General features: G+C 66.0%; 14 protein-coding genes. 7 read left to right on the forward strand and 7 right to left on the reverse strand.

Annotation, left to right across the window (positions count from 1 at the left end):
* Positions 1 to 157 precede the first annotated feature (157 nt).
* A complete protein-coding gene (locus EYF70_RS03610) occupies positions 158 to 1,150 on the reverse strand; it encodes a phasin family protein (protein WP_131144180.1) in 993 nt (330 codons plus the stop codon).
* A 191-nt stretch (positions 1,151 to 1,341) separates the two neighbouring features.
* Between EYF70_RS03610 and EYF70_RS03615 the strand changes: the two genes are divergently transcribed.
* Together EYF70_RS03615 and EYF70_RS03620 are read left to right on the forward strand one after the other, a co-directional pair.
* Positions 1,342 to 2,625 carry an amidohydrolase family protein gene (locus EYF70_RS03615; RefSeq protein WP_131144181.1) on the forward strand — a complete coding sequence of 428 codons (1,284 nt, stop codon included), beginning with the start codon at positions 1,342 to 1,344 and terminating at the stop codon, positions 2,623 to 2,625.
* Positions 2,622 to 3,179, forward strand: a complete 558-nt coding sequence (locus EYF70_RS03620; protein ID WP_131144182.1) for a GNAT family N-acetyltransferase — start codon at positions 2,622 to 2,624, stop codon at positions 3,177 to 3,179. Before EYF70_RS03615 ends, EYF70_RS03620 begins: the two co-directional genes overlap by 4 nt.
* On the opposite strand, the gene EYF70_RS03625 is transcribed toward EYF70_RS03620, so the two are convergent.
* Together EYF70_RS03625 and EYF70_RS03630 are read right to left on the reverse strand one after the other, a co-directional pair.
* The gene (locus tag EYF70_RS03625) at positions 3,113 to 6,442 is read right to left on the reverse strand and encodes an alpha/beta hydrolase-fold protein (RefSeq protein WP_131144183.1); all 3,330 of its coding nucleotides are present in this window, start codon (positions 6,440 to 6,442) and stop codon (positions 3,113 to 3,115) included. The genes EYF70_RS03620 and EYF70_RS03625 overlap by 67 nt on opposite strands.
* Positions 6,439 to 8,361: a glycoside hydrolase family 13 protein gene (locus tag EYF70_RS03630; RefSeq protein WP_229420691.1), complete on the reverse strand. Its 1,923-nt coding sequence runs from the start codon at positions 8,359 to 8,361 to the stop codon at positions 6,439 to 6,441. Before EYF70_RS03630 ends, EYF70_RS03625 begins: the two co-directional genes overlap by 4 nt.
* A gap of 459 nt (positions 8,362 to 8,820) precedes the next feature.
* On the opposite strand from EYF70_RS03630, the gene EYF70_RS03635 reads away from it, so the two are divergent.
* Positions 8,821 to 11,565 (forward strand): TonB-dependent receptor, encoded by a 2,745-nt coding sequence (locus EYF70_RS03635; RefSeq protein WP_131144184.1) that lies wholly within the window; start codon positions 8,821 to 8,823, stop codon positions 11,563 to 11,565.
* 330 nt (positions 11,566 to 11,895) lie between these two features.
* Here the strand turns inward: EYF70_RS03635 and EYF70_RS03640 are convergent, their stop codons facing one another.
* The 4 genes from EYF70_RS03640 to EYF70_RS03655 form a co-directional block, all read right to left on the reverse strand.
* Positions 11,896 to 14,067 carry a TonB-dependent siderophore receptor gene (locus EYF70_RS03640; RefSeq protein ID WP_131144185.1) on the reverse strand — a complete coding sequence of 724 codons (2,172 nt, stop codon included), beginning with the start codon at positions 14,065 to 14,067 and terminating at the stop codon, positions 11,896 to 11,898.
* A 154-nt stretch (positions 14,068 to 14,221) separates the two neighbouring features.
* Positions 14,222 to 14,683, reverse strand: a complete 462-nt coding sequence (locus EYF70_RS03645) for a hypothetical protein (protein WP_131144186.1) — start codon at positions 14,681 to 14,683, stop codon at positions 14,222 to 14,224.
* Positions 14,684 to 14,690: 7 nt separating this feature from the next.
* On the reverse strand, positions 14,691 to 15,233 hold the full coding sequence (locus EYF70_RS03650) for a lysozyme (protein WP_229420692.1): 543 nt from the start codon (positions 15,231 to 15,233) through the stop codon (positions 14,691 to 14,693).
* A 179-nt stretch (positions 15,234 to 15,412) separates the two neighbouring features.
* On the reverse strand, positions 15,413 to 17,314 hold the full coding sequence (locus tag EYF70_RS03655) for a M2 family metallopeptidase (protein ID WP_131144187.1): 1,902 nt from the start codon (positions 17,312 to 17,314) through the stop codon (positions 15,413 to 15,415).
* 107 nt (positions 17,315 to 17,421) lie between these two features.
* Between EYF70_RS03655 and EYF70_RS03660 the strand changes: the two genes are divergently transcribed.
* From EYF70_RS03660 to EYF70_RS03675, 4 genes are all read left to right on the forward strand, one after another.
* Positions 17,422 to 19,806: a TIM-barrel domain-containing protein gene (locus EYF70_RS03660; RefSeq protein WP_131144188.1), complete on the forward strand. Its 2,385-nt coding sequence runs from the start codon at positions 17,422 to 17,424 to the stop codon at positions 19,804 to 19,806.
* Between the two features lie 348 nt (positions 19,807 to 20,154).
* A complete protein-coding gene (locus tag EYF70_RS03665; RefSeq protein ID WP_131144189.1) occupies positions 20,155 to 21,480 on the forward strand; it encodes an MFS transporter in 1,326 nt (441 codons plus the stop codon).
* Positions 21,481 to 21,629: 149 nt separating this feature from the next.
* Positions 21,630 to 23,261: an alpha-D-glucose phosphate-specific phosphoglucomutase gene (locus EYF70_RS03670; protein ID WP_131144190.1), complete on the forward strand. Its 1,632-nt coding sequence runs from the start codon at positions 21,630 to 21,632 to the stop codon at positions 23,259 to 23,261.
* A gap of 19 nt (positions 23,262 to 23,280) precedes the next feature.
* Positions 23,281 to 24,948, forward strand: a complete 1,668-nt coding sequence (locus EYF70_RS03675) for an alpha-amylase family glycosyl hydrolase (protein ID WP_131144191.1) — start codon at positions 23,281 to 23,283, stop codon at positions 24,946 to 24,948.
* Positions 24,949 to 25,010 lie beyond the last annotated feature (62 nt).

Below are 25,010 nucleotides of genomic sequence, written 5' to 3' on the forward strand. Positions count from 1 at the left end.
CATATCCTTCAGTGAAGCTCGCAAGGATACATCAGGCGGGCGGAGCGCGTTGCCGGGTCCGTGCGGACCCGGCGGCGGAAGGGATGGACTTGCTTGCCTGCTTGTTTGCCGGTGAGTTGCCGGTTCGCTTGCGGCTTGCTTGCAACCTGGTTGCTGCTTATTTGCGCGACTTGCCCGGGGCCGAGCGGGACGGCTTGTTGTCGGCCAGCGCGGCCAGTGCCTCGGCGACCGGTTTCGTGGCCGGCTTGCCGCGCACGGTTTTCGATGCCGCCGCTTCGGTCTCGAACAGCGGCGCGGTCGACGCGGCCGGTTCGGCCGCGACCGGTGCCTGCGCTGCCGCTTCCGTCACGCGTTCCACCGCTTCGACGACCACGTCGGTGGTGGCCGGTGCCGCTTCGGCTGCCCTGGCGATGTTGTTGCTGGCCGCTTCGACAGCGTCGCCGGTGGCCTTGGTTGCCGCTTCGGTGGCGTCCTGGGTGGCCTTGACCGTTGCCTCGGTGGCGTCCTGCGTGGCCTTCGTGGCGGCCTCGCTCGTGTCCTGCACGGCCTTGGTGGCGGCTTCGGTGGTGCCTTGAGCAGCCGTGGTGGCGGCCTGCGCCGCGGTGCCGCTGGCCGCGCGGGCCGCTTCCACCGTGCTGTTCGAGGCGGCCTGCGCGGCGTCGCTGGCCGCCTGCGCGGCGCGGAATGCCGTGTCGGTGGCGCCGGTGGCGGCCGATTGGGCTGCCTCGGCGGCGGCGTTGGTGGCAGCCGTCGCCGCGTTGACCGCGGATTCCGACACCTGCGCCACGACGGGCGCGGCCAGCACCAGCGTCTTGCCGGGCACGGCGCGCAGGCGGTCCGTCGCCGTTTTCAGCCAGGCCTGCTGGGTTTGGCTGGCGATGGAAAACAGTTCGCGCTGGTAAGCCACCAGGCTTTCGATGGCGGAGGCCGGCTTGGCCAGGTCGAGGACGGCGCGCGAATCCTTTGCTTCGATCAGCTGGCGCGCCGCGGCCGTGCCGCGCTCCGCGGCATTGCGCGCGGTGCTCAGGTTCAGCGCCACGATCTGTCCGGCGCCCTCGACGGTATTCTTCAGCACGCTGTTCAGGAAGTTGAGCTGGCTTTCTAACTGCGATCTGCTCGTTGCGGAAATCTGTTCGGTAATCGAAGACATGAGCTCTCCTAAGAACAAGGAATGGTGCGTTGCAATAAAGGCATTCTAGCGATGAAACAAGGCATTGCAAAGCGCTTTGTGCTTTCTTTATTCGTTGATTTATGCACTGCAACATCCATTTCTGCGGCAAGCGTTGCATGCCGCGGCCCGTTATCCCTACAATCGGCCATCCCCATTGCCGGAGCTCGCTCATGGAATTTGTCATTCGCAACGCCACGCTGCCCGATGGCCGTACCGGCATCGACATCGCCGTGCAGGAAGGCCGTATCGCCGCCGTGGCCCCGCGCCTCGCCGTCACCGCCGCGCGGGAGATCGATGCCGAAGGCGACCTGGTCGCGCCGCCGTTCGTCGACGCGCACTTCCACATGGATGCCACGCTGTCGTATGGCTTGCCGCGCGTGAATGCCAGCGGCACGCTGCTCGAAGGCATCGCGCTGTGGGGGGAACTGAAGCCGGCCCTGACCCAGGAGGCGCTGGTCGAACGGGCCATGCGCTATTGCGACTGGGCGGTGGCGCGCGGCCTGCTGGCGATCCGCACCCATGTCGATGTCTGCGACGACCGGCTGCTGGCCGTGGAGGCGCTGCTGGAAGTGAAGCGCCGCGTGGCGCCTTACCTCGACATGCAGCTGGTGGCGTTCCCGCAGGACGGCCTGCTGCGCAGCCCCACCGCGCTGGCCAACCTGAAGCGGGCGATCGGCATGGGCGTCGACGTGGTGGGCGGCATTCCGCACTTCGAGCGCACCATGGCCGATGGCGCCGAGTCGGTGCGCGTGCTGTGCGAATTCGCCGCGGCACAGGGCCTGATGGTGGACATGCACTGCGACGAATCGGACGACCCGCTGTCGCGCCACATCGAAACGCTGGCCTTCGAGACCAACCGCCTGGGACTGCACGGCCGGGTGGCCGGTTCGCACCTGACGTCGATGCATTCGATGGACAACTACTACGTGAGCAAGCTGCTGCCGCTGATCGCGGAAAGCGGCGTGGCGGCCATCGCCAACCCGCTGATCAACATCACGCTGCAGGGCCGCCACGACACGTACCCGAAGCGGCGCGGCATGACGCGCGTGCCGGAACTGATGGCGGCCGGGGTTACCGTGGCGTTCGGCCACGATTGCGTGATGGACCCGTGGTACGGCATGGGGTCCGGCGACATGCTGGAGGTGGCGCACATGGGCCTGCACGTGGCGCAGATGACCAGCCAGCAGGCGATGCGCGCGTGCTTCGCCGCCGTCACCGAGAATCCCGCCCGCATCCTGGGTCTGGAAGGGTACGGCCTGGAACCGGGCTGCCACGCCGACCTGGTGCTGCTCGACGCGGCCGATCCGGTCGAGGCGATCCGGCTGCGGGCGGCGCGGCGCATGGTGATGCGGCGCGGCCGCATCGTGGCCGAATCGCCGCGTGCCGTGGCGCGCCTCGACCTGCCGGGCCGGCCCGCCAGCGCCGACTTCCGCCAGTTGGGCAGGGCCCGATGAAGATCCTGGAAACGGAGCGGCTGCTGCTGCGCACGATGCGCGAGGACGATGCGCCGTTCTACCTGGCGCTGGTGAACGAGCCGTCGTGGCTGGAACACATCGGCGACAAGGGCATCCGCACGCTGGACGACGCGCGCGCCGCCATCGTGGCCGGGCCGATGCGCCTGCAGCGGCTGCTCGGCTATTCGCTGTACCTCGTGGAACGCAAGGCCGACGGCGCGCCGCTCGGCCTGTGCGGCCTGATCCTGCGCGATACGCTGCCCGGCACCGACATCGGCTATGCGCTGGCGCCGGCTTACTGGGGCCAGGGCTATGCGCATGAAGCGGCGGCGGCCATCGTCGATCACGCCCGCCGCAAGCTGGGGCTGCGGCGCCTGTTCGGCATCGCCAGCCCGGCCAACGCGCCATCGATCGCGCTGCTGGAAAAGCTCGGGCTGAGCTTCCTGCGCAGCGCGCGCTTTCCGCCGGACCTGCGCGATACCAATATTTACTGCATCGACTTCGGCGCCGCCTGCGCCACCGGCGCGGAAGCCGGTTTGCCGCTGCGCGGCTGAGCGGCCGGGAAGAACCAGGTCAGCGCGCGGTGCACGCGGCCGGCCCAGGCCCGCTCGTTGTGGATGCCGCCTTCGTCTTCCACGTACAGCACGTTGCCGCCGTCGCGCCAGCCCTTGTCCAGCAGCGCCTTGTGGAAGGCGCGGGTGCTCTCGACGCCATCCATGCCCGTGCCCGCATCCACGTACAGCCGTACCGGCGTGGTCGCGGCGCGCGGCGCGGCGCCGACCAGCGCGCCGCCATTCCAGAAGAACGAGCCGGACATGATGCCGGCGTGGCCGAACACGTCCGCGTGGTGCTGCGCCATGTACAGCGACGCCAGGCCGCCGAACGACGATCCCATCACGGCGGTATTGGCGCGGTCCGGCAGCGTGCGGTAGTGGCTGTCAATGTACGGTTTCACGGTATCGGCGAGGAAGCGGCCATAGGCCGCCACCTTGCCGCCGCCCCAGCGCGGGTCGCAGCATGGCGTGTACTCGGCGTTCCGGTCCGGCGTGTTGTCGACGCCGACCACGATGATCTCCCGCATGTCGCCCTGCGCGGCCAGGCGGTCGGCGACTTCGTCGATATGCCATTCGGTGCTGTAGGCCGTCTTCTGGTCGAACAGGTTCTGGCCGTCGTGCATGTACAGCACCGGGTAGCGCTTGCCGGCGTTACTGTCATAGCCGGGCGGCAGCCAGATGCGCAGCTTGCGTTCGTTGCCCAGCTGTGGCGAGGCGAACCTGTCGACGATTTCCAGGCGGCCCTTCGCCACCGGGGCGGGTGCGGGTGCGCTCGTGGCCAGCAGCCGGAGGCCGTGGATGTCGAACCGGTTCATCGGGCCCGCCTTGCCGCCGGCATCGGCGTACGTGGCGTTCGACTGCAGGCTGCTCATGTTGATGAAGTCCGTCAGTTCGACCGTGTAGCGGCCAGCGGCCAGCTGCGCCGCCAGCGGCGTCGAATACACCGGCTGGCCTTCGGGCGAGTGAGGCAGCTGCACCACGCCCTGCGCGACGGTACCGCCGCCGGCATCGAGCACCTTCATCCACTTGACGCCGCCGGTGATGCCCAGGTTGACCTGGTGGGCGTTGTTCCGATAGTGCACCTGCACGGCATAGGTGCCCGGCTGCCGGACCGTGATGCCGGCCTTGAAGGTGTCCTCGGGCGCGCCCCAGCCGCCGATCACGCCACCGCGCGCCCTGATGCTGGAGACGATGCGCGCGTCGCCGGCGGGAATGTCGATCGCGGCGCCGGTGCAGGCGGGTGCGCTGTGGTGGCTGCGGTTGCCGGAGACGGGGTACACCGCTTCCACCGCATAGCACGCGGCGGGGCGCGGCGCCGGATCGGTCCACGCCGCGGTTTTCACGTTGGCCGCCACCAGCCGTCCATCGCGATAGACGTTGTAGACGGCGCCGCCGGCCGGCGCGGCGCCGAACGCCAGCTTGCCCCGGCTGGCGGAGGCGATCGCAGGTTCCGCTGGCGAGAACACGGCGGGATCGATGGCCAGCGGATCGGCGGCGACCCTGGTCAGCTTCTGCCGCCCCGGCAGCAGGGGACCCAGCTGCACCACGATGGTGTTCCGCTCGGCCAGGTCGGCCCACTTGATGCGCGGATCGACCGGCTTGCCATTCAGCAGCACCTGCTGCACCTCGTGGTACCCGGCCTGGAATTGCGGTGGCGGCAGCACCACCTGCACGTCGATCGCATGGCCACGCAGCTTCAGGCCGGAGAGGGTGGCGCTGCCGGCGCCCTGGAATGCCTCGTTGCGCAGTTTCGACGTGATGAAGGGGGCGACGACGATGCCGTCGCTGGTGGTGGAGATGCCGAACGCGCCGCCGATCAGCGCGCCGGCCAGGCCGCCGACGGACCACAGCTGGCGGCGCGAATTGACGACCGGGCCGGCCAGCTCAGGCCGTTTGCCGCCGCTCGGATCGAACATCGGCAAGCCCGTCAGCCACTCGAAGTTTTCCATGTTGGAGGCGTTGACGGCGGCCGCGCGCAGCAGCGTGTCGTAGGCGGCATCGGCCGCTTCCACGTTCAGCGTCTGGATCGCCGCCTTCAGGCCGTAGGCCGTGACGAACGGCCAGATGGCGCGGTTGTGGTACACCGCGCGGTCCGGCTGCTGGGGCCAGATCACCGGCGCGCCCATCGGCCCGTGCGGATAGCGTTCGACGATGCTGGCGGCCTGCCCGGCGTCGGCCACGCCGGTCACGATGGCCAGCGCCTGGCCCAGCCAGTCGAACTTGTGCTGCGGTGCGCCGTCGAAGTGGCCGGCCGTCAGGCTGCTGTACATGCCGGCAACCTTCAGCCACAGCCGGTGGTTGATGGCATCCTTCAGCTGCACAGCCCAGTCGCCGTAGCGCTGCGCCGCGGCGGCATCGCCCTGTTCCCCGGCCAGCTGCGCGGCCAGCGACAGTGCCTTGTAGTGCGCCACGTTGGTCGACAGGGCCTTGGCGGTGGCCATGTGCGCCAGCTGGCCGGGGATCCAGCCCGCATAGCTTTGCTCGCGCCAGTCGAGGAACGATTCCTCGCCGTTGTACAGGCCCGCCGCGGGATCGAACACGGCCACGCGGTCGATCTCGATGGTGTTCCGGAGGGCCTTCAGGGCGATGGGCGCGAACGCCGCGCGCTCCGCCGGCGGCAACGCCTTCAGCGCCTCGTCGGCGCCGAATGCCCAGGTGACACGGTCAGTGCTGACCGGCCAGCTTCCGCCGCTGCCGGTATCCTGCACGATCTGCAGGCCATCGTCGCTGCCCGGCACGGCGGCCGGCTTCTTCAGCCCGTCGCGGTAGCCGGAGAGCTTGAACTGCAGCGAGTTGCGCACCCGCCGGGGATCGAGCATGCCCAGGCCCAGGCCGGCCGCGTACGACAGGTCGCGGGTCCACACGTAATGCCATTTCTCGCCCGTTTCAAAGCACTCGCAGGGAATCGGCTGGCCGGCGCGCTTGTCATCGACGTTGTAGCTGTCGTCGCGGATGTGGGACACGGCATCCTGCCGCATCTCGGCCATCGCCATCGCGAACAGCGCATCGAATGCCAGGTTGCCGCTGCGCACGCGCGGCAGGTCGGCGTTTTCCGCATACGTGACGGTTTGCGGATCGCCGTCGCGCAAGGCCATGGTGGTGCGGTGCGTATAGGTGCGCAGCGGCGCGGTGTCGTCCGGCGTCGTGATGCGGACATTTTCCTGCCGGCCCCAGGAACCGAAGGGGACTTCCTGTTCGGCGCATTGCAGGGGACTGGCGGCCAGCAGGGCCAGGGTGGCGGTGGCGATGGCGGTGCGGTTCATTTCAGCTCCAGGATGATGGCCGTGCGGGCCGGCAGCGCGATGCCGCGGTCGAAGTTAAAGGTTTGCCCGGTGATGACGTCGGTACCGGTGGCCACGCCGTCGAGCATTTCGCCGAAGCGGCCGGTGTCGAGCGTGACGGGCTTCGGGTTCTTGTTCAGCGCGAGCACCACCTTGCGCGTGCCGTCGTAGCGGAACAGCACGTAGGTGTCCTGCTCGGGCCCGAAGTGCATGGTGCGGCCGCCGTGGACGACCGTGGCGCCCTTGCGCCAGTTCAGCAGCTTCTTCAGGTAGGCCTGCGCTTCGCGCTGCGCGGCGGTGAGGCCGGCACCAGTGAAGGCGTTCACCCTGTCGCCCGGCCAGCCGCCGGGGAAATCGTGGCGGTACGAGGCGTCGTCGCGGCCCTGCGTGGTGCTGGGCATCAGGATCTCGGTGCCATAGTAGAACTGCGGGATGCGCGGCGCCGTGGCCAGGTAGGCCATCGCCATGCGCCACAGGCCCATGTCTTCATTGAGCACGCTCCAGGTGCGGGGCAGGTCGTGGTTCCCCTCGAACAGCACCAGGTCCTGCGGCGCCGGATACAGGTGGTCCTGGGCCAGCGTTTCATACAGGTCGTTCAGGCTGAACGTGCCGTGGTTGCTGTCGACGCCTTTTTCATCGACCGGGCTGGCCAGCGCGCGGCGCAACGCATCGTTGAGCGGGAAATCCATCATCGACGGCATGTGAGACAGGTAGCCGTCGTGGTTCTGCTTGCCCTGCTGCCAGCGCGCCACCACCGGCACGCGCGTGCTCCATTCCTCGCCGACCAGGTTCAGGTTCGGGTATTCGTCCAGCACGCGGCGCGACCATTCGGTGAGGAAGGCGTTGTTCGAATAGCCGTAGGTATCGATCCGCAGCCCGGACAGTCCGGCATACTCGATCCACCAGATGGTGTTCTGGATCAGGTAGGTGGCCATGAAGGGATTGGCCTGGTTCAGGTCCGGCATGCCGCGCGAAAACCAGCCTTCCGTGAAATTGCGGGCATCGGCGCGGCTGCCGTACGGGTCGCCGTTCGCCACCCGGTGGTGTTTCGTCAGCACCGGCTTGCCGCCGTAGCCGATCCAGTCCGGCATCGGCAAGTCCTTCATCCACCAGTGGCCGGCGCCGATATGGTTCAGCACCACGTCCTGGATCACGCCGATGCCCTTGCCGCGCGCCGCAGCCACGAACGCGCGGAAGTCCTCATTGCCGCCATAGCGCCGGTCGATGCGGTAGAAGTCGGTAGCGGCGTAGCCATGGTAGGAGTACGCCGGCATGTCGTTTTCAAGCAGCGGCGTGGGCCAGACCTGGGTAAAGCCCATCTCCGCCACATAGCCGAGATGCGCGGCCATGCCGGCCAGGTCGCCGCCGTGGCGGCCACCGCCCGCCGCGCGATTGGCCTTGTCGGCCATCGCCGTGGCGCTGTCGTTCGCCAGGTCGCCGTTGGCGAAACGGTCCGGCATCACCTGGTAGATCGCATCGCGGCCGCCGAAGCCCTGCCGCTCGCGCGAGCCCGGTGCGCGGGGCAGCAGCCGGTACTCATGCGTCAGGACCGGCGGCGCCTTGTCGCCGGCCTGGCCCGCGGGCCTGAAGGCGATCGCGAAACTCCCCGGCCGCACGTCGCGAGCCAGTTCCAGGTCGATGAACAGGTAATTCGGGTTGGCCACGCGCGTGGTGCCGGCAATGCGCACGCCCGGGTAGTCGATCGCCGGCTGCAGGTCGGCGATGCGCTCGCCGTGCACCATCAATTGCAGGGCGGGGTGGCGCATGCCGGCCCACCACGACATGGGTTCCAGGTGGGCGATGCGATAGCTGGCGGGGGTGGCCGATACCGGCAGCGAAACCAGTGTGGCGGCGAACAGCAGCGGCATGGCGCATGCCGGCGGCAGCAGGGCAGGGTGCATGGGTCTCCTCAGGACTTCGCTGGTGAAGTAGTGGGACTACAGGCTCTTGATCGGCCTGCTCAAGGACAAAACGTGAGCAGAATACTATGACCAAGGGGCTCACACAACGATCTCCGCCGTGGTCGGCTTAGTTTTAATACATCCCGCCCCGGGAAATGGCGCTTTCGTTACATCTTTACAGTGGAAACGCTTGCTCTGCGTCATATTTTGTAGTTCCACTACAGATCCATTGCCGGGCTTCTGTAGCCACGATACAACGAAACCGCCAAAAAGGCCTTGAATAGGCCTGGAAACAGGCGAAAGCGGCGTAGTTGAACGGAACTCCAATTGACACTCGATCTAGTTTTAATACAAAATTCTTTCAGGACGTCTGATAGAGCGGCCGCAATCCTTGGATTCCCATGTAGTCGAGCTAGTTATTGATCGTGGGAAAAATCGTAAATTAGTGAGGGGACTTCCATGAAATTCTTCGCGCCTGAGCGCAGCACGCGCACGGCCCTGCAACCGAGCCTGCGTTTGACACCATTGTCGACCGGCTGCGCAATCTTCATCGCCGCGCTGGCCGCACCGGCCGTCGCGCAGGAACAAACCACCCCGGCGGCCGAGGCGCCGATCGCCACCGTCACCGTGACCGGCATCCGCCGCGGCATCGAGGACGCCATCTCGGTCAAGAAGGATTCGTCGTCGATCGTCGAAGCCATCTCCGCCGAAGACATCGGCAAGCTGCCGGACGTCTCCATCGCCGAATCGATCGCCCGCCTGCCCGGCCTGGCCGCCCAGCGCGTGGCCGGCCGTGCCCAGGTGATCTCGGTACGCGGCCTGTCGCCGGACTTTTCCACCACGCTGCTGAACGGCCGCGAACAGGTGTCCACCGGCGACAACCGCTCCGTGGAATTCGACCAGTATCCATCCGAGCTGCTGTCCGGCGTGACGATCTACAAGACCCCGGACGCCGGCCTGATCGGCCAGGGCCTGTCCGGCACGATCGACCTGCAGACCGTGCGTCCGCTGAACTTCGGCAAGCGCACCGTGGCGATGAACGCCCGCGCCGAGCACAATTCGCTGGGCAGCATGGCCAACACGAAGTCGCTGGGCAACCGCTTCTCCATCAGCTACATCGACCAGTTCCTGAACCGCAAGCTGGGCGTGGCGATCGGCTTCGCGCACCTGGAGTCGCCGGTGCTGGCCAACGAGACCGGCATCTACGAACCGTGGAAGACCGATGCGCGCACCGGCCTGCCGGCAGGCACCACCGCCACCGACGGTATCAAGGCGCTGTCCCGCACCGGCTACAACCGCCGCGATGGCCTGATGGGCGTGGTGGAATACCGCCCGAGCAAGCAGTTCACCAGCACGCTGGACTTCTACGCGTCCATCTTCAAGCACGAGGACACGGCCAACCAGTTCGAAGTCAACCTGTCCGGCTGGAACGGCGGCCTGGAGCCGCAGCCGTTCTACTCGAATGTGACGAAGAACGGCAATGCGATCAGTACCGCCGTCGCCAACAATGTCTACCCGCTGGTGCGCGGCATGTACACCAACCGCCGCGACGATATCCGCGCGCTGGGCTGGAACAACGAATGGCGCCTGGATGGCGTGAAGCTGGTGGCCGACCTGTCGTGGTCGAAAGCCAAGCGCGATGAACTGGGCCTGGAAAACAACCTGCAACTGGGCGCCGTCAACAACGCGCAATACCTGGACACCGTGAACCTGGCCTTCAAGACGGGCACGTTCCCGTCCATGGCACCCGGCCGCAACGACTACAGCGATTCGGCCAACCTGTACGTGAAGAACACGATCTACGGTTCCGGCTACGGCAAGGTACCGTACGTGGAAGATGAGCTGAAGAGCGTCAAGCTGGCCGCCAACTTCCAGGCCCCGGCCGCGCTGGAAAACTGGTTCTCCGGCTTCGACGTGGGCGTCAACCACAGCGACCGCTCGAAGGACAAGGACCAGCCGGAAGGCAACATCAACCTGGCCGGCAACCCGACCACCATCGATCCGTCGCTGCTGTACGGTTCCGTCGACCTGGGCTTTGCCGGCATCGGCAACGTGCCGGCATGGGACGTGCCAGCCGTCGTCGCGCGCTACATGACGTTCAACCCGACCGCGGGCAGCGGCGCCATCCTGATCAAGAACTGGTCGGTGCGCGAGAAGATCTCGACCGCCTACGCCAAGGCCAACATCGAACACGAGTTCGGCGACATCTCGCTGCGCGGTAACTTCGGCGTGCAGGTGCAGCACACCAAGCAGTTCTCCGATTCGAAGTACTTCAACGGTGCGCTGGCCGGCGACCAGCAGGTGCAGCCGATCCACGACGGCAAGTCGTACAACGACTGGCTGCCGAGCATGAACCTGAACTTCGGCCTGCCGAACGACCAGACCGTGCGCGTGGCGATGGCCAAGCAGATCGCCCGCCCGCGCGTGGATCAGCTGCGCGCCGCGCTGGACTTCGGCGTGTCGGACACCACGTTCAAGCCGGGTGCCTCGGGCGGCAACGCGCAGCTCGATCCGTGGCGCGCCAAGGCATTCGACCTGTCGTATGAAAAATACTTCGGCAAGAAGGCCTACGTGGCCGCCGCGTTCTTCTTCAAGAAGCTCGACACGTACATCTTCACGCAAACGAAGACCTACGACTTCTCGGCGTTCGTGCCAGGTACCAAGGCCAACACCGTGTTCGGCGACTACAAGGCGCCATACAACGGCAACGGCGGTGTGATGCGCGGCCTGGAACTGTCCGGCTCCCTGCCGCTGAACATGCTGACCCCGGTGCTCGACGGCTTCGGCATCGTGGCTTCCGGGACCTACACGGACAGCAATATCGCGATCCAGGAACCGGATGGCTCGATCGGCCAGAACATCCCGCTGCCGGGCCTGTCCAAGCGCGTGACGAACCTGACCGTGTACTACGAGAAGAACGGCTTCGAGACCCGCCTGAGCCAGCGCAAGCGTTCCGACTTCGTGGGCGAGATCGGCAACTTCGCCGCCGAACGTTCGCTGCGCTACGTGGTGGGCGAGAGCATCCTGGACTTCCAGATCGGCTACACGTTCCAGAACGGCCCGCTGAAGGACATGGGCATCGTGCTGCAGGCGAACAACCTGCGCAACGCCGCCTACGAAACCTACAACGGTTCGAAGAACCAGCAACTGGAATACCAGAAGTACGGCCGCACCTTGCTGCTGGGCGTGAACTACAAGTTCTGACGCTACAAGTTCTGATCACGCTTCCAGCCGGAATGCAAAAAGCCCCGTCGCGCAAGCGGCGGGGCTTTTTCGTTGGCAGAAAACCGGTGACAGGCTCTAATGCCGTTTGGTTAAGCGTTACCCGACGCTTTGAAAACGCATGCATTCACCCCAACAGCGAAGGGCCGGGGTCAGACCCGCCGGGTCTGACCCCCGAATCTGCACTTGGGGTGAACTTATATGAGCGGCGTTCAAAACCGGTGACAGGCTCCGATTTTCGGGAAACATTTCAAAAGAATCGGAGCCTGTCCCTGGTTTTCAAAAGAATCGGAGCCTGTCACCGGTTTTCGGTCACCAGAGATAGCGCGCAGTCAGCATCACCGTGCGCCGCTGCCCGTAGAAGCAGTCGCCGCGCGCGAGGCAGGTGGTGATCTGCACCTTGTCGGCCAGGTTGACGGCATTCATGGTAAAGCGCCATGGGCCGGCCTGGTAGCCGAGCATGGCGTCGACCAGCGTGGCCGACGGGGTTTGCAGCGAATCGGTGCCATCCCACGAGGTGCCGAGGTAGCGCACGCCGGCGCCGGCCGTGAAGCCATCGACGCCGCCCACCGAGAAGCCGCGCGACAGCCAGGCCGACACGTTGTGCTTCGGGATGCCGGACACGCGCTTGCCCAGGTCGGCGCCATTGCTGCGCGACACCCGCGCGTCGGTGTAGGTGTACGCGGCGGTCCAGTCCCAGCCGCGCACGCCCCCGGCGGTTTCCAGCTCGGCGCCACGCACCTTCACCTCGCCCAGCTGCAGGCTGTTCTGCGGATTCGCCGGATCGGTGGTCTTGCGGTTCTGGTCGCGCAGCTGGTACAGCGCCAGCGAGGCGGTGACCGCGGCGGCAGGCTGCCACTTGATGCCCGCTTCCCACTGCTTGCCGCGCTGCGGCTTGAACGGCTCGCCGTACACATCGACGCCGCCCAGCGGCAGGAACGATTCGGCGTAGCTGACGTAGGGAGACAGGCCGCCGTCGGCCAGGTACAGCAGGCCCACGCGTTTCGTGTTGGCCTTGTCGTCGGTGCGGGAAGCGGGGCGCCCTTCGATGTCGTTCTCGGCGTGGTCGCGGCGCCAGCCCAGCACGCCGACCCAGCGCTCATCGAACTTGGCCTGTTCCTGCACGTAGAAGCCTTTCTGGTGCAGCACCGCGGTCGGTTGATGCGCCAGCGATGCGGGCGGCGTAAAGCTGCCGTACACGGGGTTGTAGACATCGAGCGCCGCCGCGATGCCGCGCCCGGTGGCCTGCCGCGTCTCGGCGCGCTGCACGTCGAAGCCGGCCAGGAAGGTGTGCTGCCAGCGGCCGGTGGCGAACTTCGTTTCCAGCTGCGTATCGAACAGCAGCGTGTCCAGCGCGTTGGCCTGCTGGATCAGGTCGCGCTCGATCGTGCGGTTGTCGGCGTTGAACACGGGGCGGCCGGGCCGCCCGCGCGACGGGATGGCCGTGAAGCTGGTGTAGGCGCTGCGGTAGTCGACTTCGGAATTGCTCTTGCGCGCATTCTGGCGCAGCACCACGCTGTCGCTGAAGTGGTGGCTGAACTGCCAGCCGAACGAGGTCTGGTCCGTCTTGTAGGCATCCCAGCCCGGTTCGCCGGTGAAGGTATCGGTGGGGATCTGGCCGTACTGCGACGGCAGCAGCGTGCCCTGCCACGGGAAGAAGCCGATCAGCGAGCCGCTTTCATCCTGCTGGCGCAGCGCGTGCAGCGTGAGCGACGTATCGGCGCCGGGCGCCCATGTCAGCGACGGCATCAGCACCTTGCGGTCGTCCGGCACGTGGTTCACCTGCGAGCCGCTGTCGCGGCCGATCGCCACCACGCGCACGCGCCAGTGGCCGGCATCGTCGAGCACTTCATTGAGGTCGACGGCCACCTGCTTGCGGTCATGGCTGCCGGCCTGCACCTGCACTTCGCGCCGCCGTTCCGCCAGCGGCTTCTTCGTCACGTAGTTGACCACGCCGCCCACGCTGCCCTGGCCGTACAGTACCGACGACGGGCCGCGCAGGACTTCTACCCGTTCGAGCATGAACGGATCGGGGCGAGTGGTGTTGTAGAAGCCGAAGTTGTACTGCAGGCCGTCGACCAGCGAGGTCGGCGAACCGCCGCGCGAGGTGATGCTGTCGCCGCGGCTGTCGAACGATACCGAGACCAGGCCGGCCGTGTAGTTCAGCGTCTGGCGCAGCGTTTGCGCGCCCTGCAGCTGCAGGCGCTCGGCCGGGATCACGGAAATCGATTGCGGCGTTTCGATCAGCGGCGTGTCGGTCTTCGTCGCCGAACCGCTGCGCCGGGCCACGAACTCGTCTTCGGTCTTGCTGCCTTCGATCTTCACCACCGCGACCGGGGCGGCATCGGCTTCCGCCGGCGCGTCGGCGGCCGGGCTGGCCGCGTGGGCGGGTGCCCAGGCGCACAGCAGCGCGAGCGCCAGCGGATGAAATGTGGGATGCGATGTAAAACGGCCGGCACGTGCCGGCTGGGAGAACTGCGCCATGAAACCCTTCCTGAATGGGCACCAGGTGGACACCTGGAGGAAGCGGGCTGGCGACGGCTGGCTGCTTAATAGTTGAGTAGAATCGTCAAGTATAACGTGGGGGTGTCAAATGGACAAGGCCCGGCAAGCCGGGCCTGTCGCAACAAACACCTGGTCAGGGCTTCATCCGCACTGCATTGAAGAACCAGCCATCCCAGAAGATCAGCAGTGTGTCCGTATTCTTGATGAATACCGTCGTGCAGTTCAACTTCACGGCAGTGACAGGATTGGGGAGGCCCAGGTTCCCGGCGCTGGCGTGGAATTGCCGTCGCAGGAAGAGACGGGGTTCCACGCTTTCTGCTTCGAATGTCGAAGGCCCGCATGCGTGAGTGCCGAATTGAACGTTGTCCGGGCCGATCACCATGATCTTGTTGACCATGCTCCTGGCTTCGCGCTCGTCGAGAGACGCAATGTCGGCACCATCCACTGCTGCGGTTACGCGCCACTTTCCGGTGACGGTACGTTCATCCGCGTCCACGCCATATGCCAGCGTCGAAGCGAAGGCCAGGACTGCTGCGGCAAGCAGGCGGAACGCGGCAGGGGCGTGGCGTTCGCCGATGAGATTCGAGAAAGACATGGCGGGCCTATTTTTTTGCCTTCGACGATTCATCAAGACGGAAAGGCGCACTTTCCTCTGCGCGTCTCTTGATCAGGCCTGGAGCGACAACGTACCTTGCCTTTCCTCCTTCGATGATCCTGACTTTGATCATCTTTGAAATATTGCCAGCTGCTCCGGAAAAATCGTTCCGGTTCACGTAACTGTAGGTCTTGAGGGCGCCGGTTGGGCCTGCGTTGTAGGTCAAGCTGCACAGGGCGTCGAACTGCTCCTGGTTGAGCTCCACCGTAACGTTACGGCGGACCGCCCGCTCAGCCTCAAGGACGCGCCGTTCGAACTCCAGGCCAACCATTTTTGCGCTGACAGCCTGGCCAAGTTCCTCAGTGGTGCAGACACCACGGTGCGCGAGTATGCCCGCACCCCAGGTGCAGTGACCTTTGCTCTTGCCCATGTCATTGTAGTAATGATATTTGTCCTTTTCGGTCGATCGCATGCGCGTGCGTGCCGAGGGGCTCATCGACATTAGCGCGTTGGGGCGCTTGGAAGTCGCGCTATCAGGTTGGTCAGCCATGATCGGTCTCCAGTGCAGTGGGAAAGTCAATCTAGCATCGCGTTTCCTGCGTTCGTTGATTCAGCACAGAAATTTCCCGTCGCTCGACTGCGGAACATGCCCGCTGGCCGTGATCGATCGAACCGTCGATCACGGCTGATCGATGGCGCGACTGGCGGCGCACGCATGCCGCCGGACGTCTACCCCTTCTGCTGCGCCGCCAGCAGCCGGTTCTGCTCGTCGAGCCAGGCCTTCAGTGGCGCGAAGTATTCGAGCAGGGCGCCGCCGTCGATGCGGTCTTCGCCGCTGATGGCCTTCAACGCTTCCGGCCACGGCTTGCTGGTACCCAGTTCCAGCATCGCCCGCAGCTTCTTGCCGGCCTTCTCGTTGCCGTGGATCGAGCACGCATGCAGCGGGCCCTCGTAGCCCGCTTCGCGGCACAGCGCGCGGTGGAACTGGAACTGCAGCAGGTTGGCCAGGAAGTAGCGGGCGTAGGGCACGTCGGCCGGCACGTGGTACTTGGCGCCGGCGTCGAAGCCGCCGGCCTGCGGCGGCAGCGGGCGGCCGATGCCCATGTACTGCTCGCGCAGCTGCCACCAGCTGCGGTCGTAGTCGGCCGGTTGCGTCGCGCCGGCGTAGACATCCCAGCGCCAGCGGTCCACCATGTAGGCCCACGGCAGCACGGCCACCTTCGACAGCGCGCGGCGCAGCAGGTCGCCCATCTGCGTCTTCGGGTCCTGTTCCTGATCCTGGTCCATCAGCCCGATCCGCTTCAGGTAGGCGGGCGTGATCGACAGCGCCACGGTGTCGCCGATCGCTTCATGGAAACCGTCGTTGGCGCCATTGCGGAACAGCACCGGCTGGTCCCGGTAGGCGAGGAAGTAGTAGACGTGGCCCAGCTCGTGGTGGATCACGGCGAAGTCCTCGGCCGTGGGATTGATGCACATCTTGATGCGCACGTCGTCCTGCCCGTCGATGGTCCATGCGGAAGCGTGGCATACCACCTCGCGGTCGCGCGGTTTCGCCAGCAGCGAGCGTTCCCAGAAACTGGCCGGCAGCTTCGGCATGCCCAGCGAGGTGTAGAAGCGCTCGGCATACTCCGTCATCTGCTTCGGCGTGGTCTTGCGCTTCTCCAGCACCTTGGTCAGGTCGAAGCCTCGCGCGCCGGATACGGGCTGGAGCAGCGGGTAGATGTTGTCCCAGGTCTGGCTCCACATGTTGCCGAACAGGTGCGCCGGAATCGGGCCGGTCAGCGGCACCACTTTCGGGCTGTACGCGGCGCGCAGCTTGTAGCGGGTGTACTCATGCAGCGCTTCATACAGCGGCTTGACCTGCAGCCACAGGCGCTCCATCTCGAAGGCGAATTCCTCGGGCGGCATGTCGTAGCCGGAACGCCACAGCGCACCGGTATCCGCGTAACCCATTTCGCGGGCACCCTTGTTCGACAGCTGCACGAAGTCGGCGTAGCGGTCCCTGTAAGCGGGCGACTGCGCATGCCAGCCGGACCAGGCGTCGAGCAGCCTGGCGGGATCGCGGCTGGTGGCCAGGATCTTTTCCAGTTCACCCAGCGGCATGCACGGGCGGCCATCGGTGGGGCAGTATTTCGCCTTGCCATAGGCGCCGCTCAGCGCCGCGCGCGCGACCGCATAGGCGGCGCGTTCCTTCGGATCGGACAGCATCAGCGTCAGCTGCAGCAGCTTGAGCTTGCGCGCATCGCTGTTGCTGAGCGAACGCGCCAGGCCCGGGTGGTTGTAGCGGCGCGCCGCCAGCGCGGCCTGGCCGGCCGCATCCAGCTGCAGCTCGCCGAAGTAGGCGGCGATGGCTTCGGTGTCGTCGGTAATGAAGTTCGCGCCCACCCAGTCGGCGCGGGCCTGGTCGGCATTGAGCCTGTCGAACTTCGTCTCGGTCTGCGCCAGGAAGCGCTTGGCGTCGGCCAGCGTGGGAGCGGCGGATGCCTTCACCGCGGGCTTTGGTTTGGCAGCCGCTCCGGACGCGCTTTTCGCCTGCGCCTTCTTCTCCGGCTTGCCGTGCGCCGTGCCCGCGCCCAGCGCGAACAGGATGACTGCGGGCGCCAGCGCCAGCACCAGCGGCTTCGTGTCCATCGTTCCTCCGATCCGTGAATGAAGCACCCAATATAGCGCACGCGGGCTTGTTTTCATGTCGCTGTTTTGTCATGCTCTCGGCTCTTCTCCAACTCCCATCGGCCTCCATGAAAATCAATACGACCGCTGCGCTCGCACTTACCTTCGCCAGTCAATTCGCCGTCGCGCAGAACGCCGCGCGGCACGTGGAAAACTGGAGCGAGAAAGATGGCGTGCTGCACATCGCCACCAACGACGGCAGCTACCGGATCAGGGCATACTCGGCGGCGATCGTCGAGACCACCTTCATCCCGAACGGCGAACGGTTCGATGCGCGCTCGCACGCCGTGGTGCTGCCGCCGGCGGGCGTGCCGGCAACGGTGAAGGAGGCCGATGGCCGCATCCAGTATGCGACGGCGGGCATCTCGGTCACCATCGAGCGCCGGCCGCTACGCATCGCCTACAGCTACAAGGGCCAGCCGCTGGTGGCGGAGAAGCTGGGCTACACGAGGAAGAACGGCGCCGAGGCGCTGGAGTTCGCGCTCGATGCCGACGAGGCGCTGTACGGCGCCGGTGCGCGGGCCGTGGGCATGAACCGCCGCGGCAACCGCTTCCAGCTGTACAACAAGGCGCACTATGGCTACGGCAACCGCTCGGAACTGCTGAACTTCACGATTCCCGTGGCGCTGTCGTCGAAGAAGTACGCGCTGCACTTCGATAACCCGCAGGCCGGCTGGCTCGATTTCGACAGCCGCCGGGATGGCACGCTGACCTACGAGACGATCGGCGGCCGCAAGACTTACCAGGTGGTCGCCGGCGACGACTGGGCCGGGGTGATGGCCGGCTATACCAGCCTGACGGGGCGCCAGCCGCTGCCGCCGCGCTGGGCCTTCGGCAATTTCGCCAGCCGCTTCGGCTACCACGACGAGAAGGAGGTGCGCGCCGTGGTCGACCGCTTCATCGACGAGAAGATTCCCCTCGACGCGGTGGTGCTGGACCTGTACTGGTTCGGCAAGGAAGTCCAGGGCACGATGGGCAACCTGGCGTGGGACAAGGATCATTTCCCGGACCCCCGGCGGATGCTGCGCGACCTGAAGGCGAAGGGCGTGAACACGGTGGTGATCACCGAGCCGTTCGTGCTGACGACATCGGGCCGCTGGCAGGAAGCGGTGGATGCGAAGGCGCTGGCCACCACGAAGGAAGGCAAACCCTATACGTACGACTTCTTCTTCGGGAATACGGGCCTGGTCGACATCTTCAGCCCGCAGGGCAAGGACTGGTTCTGGAAGATCTACAAGGGCCTGAAGGAGCAGGGCGTGGCCGGCTGGTGGGGCGACCTCGGCGAACCGGAGCTGCACCCGGCGGCCCTGCAGCATGCCACCGGCTCGGCGGACCAGGTGCACAATATCTATGGCCACGACTGGGCGCGGCTGATCGCCGAGGGCTATGCGAAGGACTTTCCGGAGGAGCGCCCGTTCATCCTGATGCGGGCCGGCTATTCGGGCTCGCAGCGCTTCGGCATGATTCCCTGGTCGGGCGACGTGTCGCGCAGCTGGGGCGGGCTGCAGTCGCAGATGGAGATCGCCCTGCAGATGGGCATGCAGGGCCTGGGCTACATGCACTCGGACCTGGGCGGCTTCGCCGGGCCGGTGCTGGACGACGAGCTGTACGTGCGCTGGCTGCAGTACGGCGTGTTCCAGCCCGTGTTCCGGCCGCACGCGCAGGAAGAGGTGCCGGCCGAACCGGTGTACCGCGCGCCGCGTGCCAAACAGCTGGCGGCCGAGGCGATCCGGCTGCGCTACGCGCTGCTGCCGTACCACTACACGATGGCGTTCGAGAACAGCACCACCGGCATGCCGCTGATGCGCCCCGTGCTGTTCGAAGATACCTTGAACGATGCGGGCACGCTCGCTTCGACCTACCTGTGGGGAGGCAGCTTCCTGGTCGCGCCGGTGACCGAGCCGGGCGCGCAGCGCAAGGAAGTGTACTTCCCGACCAAGGGCAGTACCTGGTTCGATTTCCATACGGGTGAGCGCCACCGTGGCGGCATCCTGGAAACGGTGCCCGTGACGGCGGAACGCATTCCCGTCTACGTGCGCGCAGGGGCATTCGTGCCGATGGCGCCGGTGGTGCAGTCGACCCGCGACTACAACGGCCGCAGCATCGACCTGCATTACTGGCACGACGCGGCGGTGACGGCATCCACCGGCATGCTGTACGACGACGATGGCGCGACCGCCGATGCCTACTGCAAGGGCAAGTACGAGATCGCCCGCTTCAGCGCAGCCGCGCAGGCGGGCTCGCTCGATATCGGCATCGCCACCGAGGCTGGCAGCGCCGCGGCGCCGGTAGTGCGCGCTTACACGCTGCACGTGCATGGCATCGCCAAACCGAAGCGCGTGCTGCTCGACGGGCGCGCGCTGGCGTTCACGTGGGATGCGAAGACGCGGGTGGCGAAGGCCGTGCTGCCGGCGCGCGCCAAGCTGGCGGCCAAGGTCTCGGTACAGCTGTAAAGCCACCGCACCCCGCAGAGAATGGGGGCGGACCCTAATGCCGCTAAGTTAAGCGTTACCCGATACGTTGGAAGCGCATGCATTCACCCCAACAGCGAAGGGCTGGGGTCAGACCCGCCGGGTCTGACCCCGGAACTTGCACTTGGGGTGGACTTATCTAAGCGGCATTCGGGACGGACGCTCTTTCAAGAAATTTCTTAGAAAACAGGGCTGTCTTTAATTTTTCTGTTGTTTGACTACAAAAGTACCCGAATTCGGCACTTTCACCCGCCGTTCCTCCATTGACGGGGTTGCCCGGTCATGTTATTTTGCTACAAATAGGATAGCGCATAACATCGGAGACCCTGGATGCAACCTTCTTCCACCAAGCCCCGGCTGTCGTTCTGGCAGCTGTGGAACATGAGCTTCGGCTTTTTCGGCATCCAGTTCGGCTTCGCGCTGCAAAATGCCAATACCAGCCGGATCTTTTCCACGCTGGGCGCGAACCCCGATGAACTGCCGCTGCTCTGGCTGGCGGCGCCGGCCACCGGCCTGCTGGTACAGCCCATCATCGGCTACCTGTCCGACAATACCTGGCACCCGAAATGGGGCCGCCGCAGGCCGTTCTTCTTCCTGGGCGCCGTGTTCGCCTCGCTGGCGCTGTTCCTGATGCCGAATTCGCAGGCGCTGTGGATGGCGGCCATCGTGCTGTGGATGATGGATGCGGCGATCAACGTCTCGATGGAGCCGTTCCGCGCCTTCGTCGGCGACAAGCTCGATGCGTCGCAGCAGACCGCCGGCTTCGCGATGCAGACCTTCTTCATCGGCTGCGGCGCCGTCATCGCCTCGCTGCTGCCCACCATCTTCACCGACTACCTCGGCGTCAGCAACGTGGCCCCCGCCGGTGCCATTCCGGATTCGGTCCGCTACGCGTTCTACGCCGGCGGCACGGTGTACCTGCTGGCCGTGCTGTGGACCGTGTTCACGGCCGACGAGCTGCCGCCCGAGAACATGGAAGAATTCCAGCGCGAGCGCAGCATGTCAAAGGGCCTGGGCCATGCGCTGGCCGAGATCCTCGGTGGCTTCGGCCGCATGCCGAAGACCATGGTGCAGCTGGCATACGTGTCGTTCTTCACGTGGGTCGGCCTGTACACGATGTGGATCTACACCACCGCCTCGGTGGCCGAGAACGTGTTCGGCACCACCGATGCCGGCTCGGCCGCCTACCAGGCCGCCGGCAACTGGGTCGGCATCATGTTCGCCGTGTACTCGGGTGTCGCCGCGCTGGCCGCGTTCATCCTGCCGGTGCTGGCCCGCCTCACCAGCCGCAAGGCGGTGCACATGGGCTGTCTCGCCATCGGCGGCGTTTCGCTGGCCAGCGTGTTCCAGATCCACGACAAGCAGATGCTGATGCTGCCGATGATCGGCGTGGGCCTGGCCTGGGCCAGCATCCTGACGATGCCGTACGCGATCCTGGCCGGCTCCCTGCCGGCCAAGCGGATGGGCTACTACATGGGCCTCTTCAATTTCTTCGTGGTGATCCCGCAGATCATCGCCGGTGTCGTGCTGGGGTTCGTGATCCGCCACATGTTCGACGGCCATGCGGCCAAGACGCTGGTGCTGGGCGGGGCATCGCTGCTGGTGGCCGCCGTGCTGACCGTGTTCGTGACCGATAACGTGCGGCGCCAGAAGTAATCGTCAACCTGTAAGGGGTGACCTGCAGGCGCCAGCTTGCGGGCGCCAACCTGAAAATGGTGCGCTCGGGCATGAGCCGCGCGCCATTGCGCACTGGATCGCGGTAGGCTGGGATGTTAATCTTCAGGTAACACCACAGCGGAGCAAACATGGCAATTCAGACGATTCAAACCACGCCCGTCGCCGGCCAGCGGCCGGGCACGTCCGGCCTGCGCAAGAAGGTCGGCGTATTCCAGCAAGCGCATTATCTCGAGAACTTCGTGCAGTGCGTATTCGATACGCTCGGCGACCTGGCCGGCAAGACGCTGGTGCTCGGCGGCGATGGCCGCTTCCACAATCGCACGGCGATCCAGACCATCCTCAAGATGGCCGCGGCCAACGGCGTGGCGCGCGTGCTGGTAGGGCGCGGCGGCATCCTGTCCACGCCGGCGGTGTCGTGCGTCATTCGCAAGTACGAGGCGATGGGCGGCATCATCCTGTCGGCCAGCCACAATCCCGGCGGGCCGGATGGCGACTTCGGCATCAAGTACGACATCGGCAATGGCGGCCCGGCACCGGAAGCGGTGACCGATGCAATCTACCAGCGCACCACCACGATCGCCTCGTACCGCATCAGCGACGCGCCCGACCTGGACATCGACCACGGCGGCCGTTCCTACCTGGAGCAGATGCAGGTCGAAGTGATCGACCCAGTCGACGACTACGCGGAGCTGATGGAACAGCTGTTCGATTTCGACGCGATCCGCAAGCTGTTCGCGAGCGGCTTCACGATGCGCTTCGATGCGATGCATGCGGTGGGAGGCCCCTATGCCAAGGCCATCATCGAAGGCCGCCTGGGCGCGCCCGAAGGTACCGTGATCAACTGCGTGCCGCGCGAGGATTTCGGCGGCGGGCACCCGGACCCCAATCCCGTCAACGCTGCGGAACTGATCGAGCTGATGGCGCGCGACGATGCGCCCGACTTCGGCGCCGCCTCCGACGGCGACGCGGACCGCAACATGATCGTCGGCCGCAAGTTCGACGTCACGCCATCCGATTCGCTGGCGATCCTGGCGGCCAATGCGCAGGTGGCGCCCGGCTACCGCGGCGGCATCGCCGGCATCGCCCGTTCGATGCCTACCTCGAGCGCGGCGGACCGCGTGGCCGCGGCGCTGGGCATCCCCTGCTATGAAACGCCGACCGGCTGGAAGTACTTCGGCACGCTGCTGGACGCCGGCCTGGCCACGCTGTGCGGCGAGGAAAGCTACGGCACCGGTTCGAACCACGTGCGCGAGAAGGACGGTGTGTGGGCCGTGCTGTTCTGGCTGAACCTGCTGGCCGTGAAGGGCCAGTCCGTGCAGCAGATCGTCGAGGAACACTGGCAGCGCTTCGGCCGCAACTATTATTCGCGCCACGACTACGAAGGCATCGACGCGCACGCCGCCAAGGTGCTGATGGACGACCTGCGCGTGAAGCTGGCGGCCCTGAAGGGCGTCGAGATGAACCACTACACGGTCGATTTCGCCGACGATTTCGAGTACACCGACCCGGTGGACGGCGCGAAGGCCACGCAGCAGGGCATCCGCATCGTGATGACGGATGGTTCGCGCATCGTCTACCGGCTGTCCGGCACGGGTACCGAAGGGGCCACGCTGCGCGTCTACCTGGAGCGCTACGAGGCCGATCCCGAGCAGCACCACATTCCCACCCAACAGGCCCTGGCGGCGCTGATCGCCATCGCCGACAGCGTGGCCAGCATCGCCTACAACACGGGGCGCAGCAATCCCACCGTGATCACTTAACCCACCCTCGAAAGGTCGCATGAAGCTCACATCCATCGCATTGTCCATCCTGTTGGCCGCCTCAGGCACGTCCGCACTGGCGGCGCCGCCAAAACCAATGCCGTTCATGTGGGAGAACGCGACCGTCTACTTCCTGCTCACCGACCGCTTCGCCAACGGCGAGCGGTCGAACGACCTGGCATATGGCCGCAAGGCCGATGCCGCGCCGCTGCGGGGCTACCTGGGCGGCGACCTGAAAGGCTTGACCGCCAAGGTCAAGGAAGGGTATTTCGACAGCCTCGGCGTCAATGCGATCTGGCTCACGCCGCCCGTGGAGCAGATCCATGCCGGCACCGATGAAGGTACCGGCAAGTCCTACGGCTTCCATGGCTACTGGGCGCGCGACTTCACCGCCATCGACGCCAACCTGGGCACCGAACAGGACTTCCGCGACTTCGTGGACGCGGCGCATGCGCGCGGCATCCGCGTGCTGCTCGACGTGGTGATGAACCACACCGGCCCGGTCACGGAGGCCGATCCCGTGTGGCCCGCGGACTGGGTGCGCACGTCGCCCACCTGCGCGCACAAGGACGCGCCGACCACGATCTCGTGCACGCTGGTGGCGAACCTGCCGGACGTGCGCACCGAAAGCGATACGCCGGTGGCGCTGCCGCCGGCACTGGCCGATAAATGGAAGAAGGAAGGGCGCTACGAGCGCGAGGTGAAGGAGCTCGATGACTTCTTCGCGCGCACCGGCTACCCGCGCGCGCCGCGCTACTACCTGATGAAGTGGCACGCGGACTGGGTCCGCAAGTACGGCCTGGACGGCTACCGCGCCGACACCGTCAAGCATACCGAAGCGGGCGTGTGGAAAGAGCTGCGCACGGTGACGGAGGCGGCGCACGATGAATGGAAGAAGGCCAATCCCGGCAAGGTGCTGGGCGACGGCAAGTTCTTCACCGTGGCCGAGGTCTACAACTATTCGATCGGTCACGGCCGCGAATTCGACATGGGCGGCGGCGTCAAGACCGACTTCTACGCCAACGGCTTCGACAGCCTGATCAACTTCAGCCTGCCGAACGATGCCAAGGGCGACTACGAAAGCGTGTTCGCGAAGTTCGATGCGCAGCTGCGCGGCCCGCTGCGGGGCAAGTCGGTACTGAACTATCTCGATTCGCACGACGATGGCAACCCGTTCGACGCGGCGCGCGCGAAACCGTTCGAATCGGCCAGCAAGCTGCTGCTGGCGCCGGGCGCCGCGCAGATCTACTACGGCGACGAGACCGCGCGCCGGCTCGACATCGCCGAAGCCGTCGGCGACGCGAAACTGCGCTCGATGATGAACTGGGACGATTTGTCGAACAACACGCAGCGCGAAGGCTACCGTGTCGCCGATGTGCGCGCGCACTGGGCGAAGCTGGGGCAGTTCCGGCGTGCCCACGTGTCGATCGGCGCCGGCGTGCATGCCAGGCTGGCCGATGCGCCCTATACCTTCTCGCGCACCTACGCCGGCACCGGCATGAGCGACAAGGTCGTGGTGGCGCTGGACGTCCCGGTCGGCAAGCCCGTCGCGATCAAGGTCGGCGGCATCTTCGCCAACGGCAGCAAGGTACGCGACGCCTATGCCGGCGCCACCTACACCGTCACCAACGGCACCGTGCGTACCGGCGGCAAGTTCAGCACCGTGCTGCTCGAAGCCGCCCGCTGAACGTTGCTTGAAACCAGGGGCCTAGTGCCGCTTGGATAACCCACCCCAAGGGCAAATTCCGG

The sequence above is a fragment of the Pseudoduganella albidiflava genome, from assembly GCF_004322755.1.
GTDB classification, from domain to species: domain Bacteria; phylum Pseudomonadota; class Gammaproteobacteria; order Burkholderiales; family Burkholderiaceae_D; genus Rugamonas; species Rugamonas albidiflava.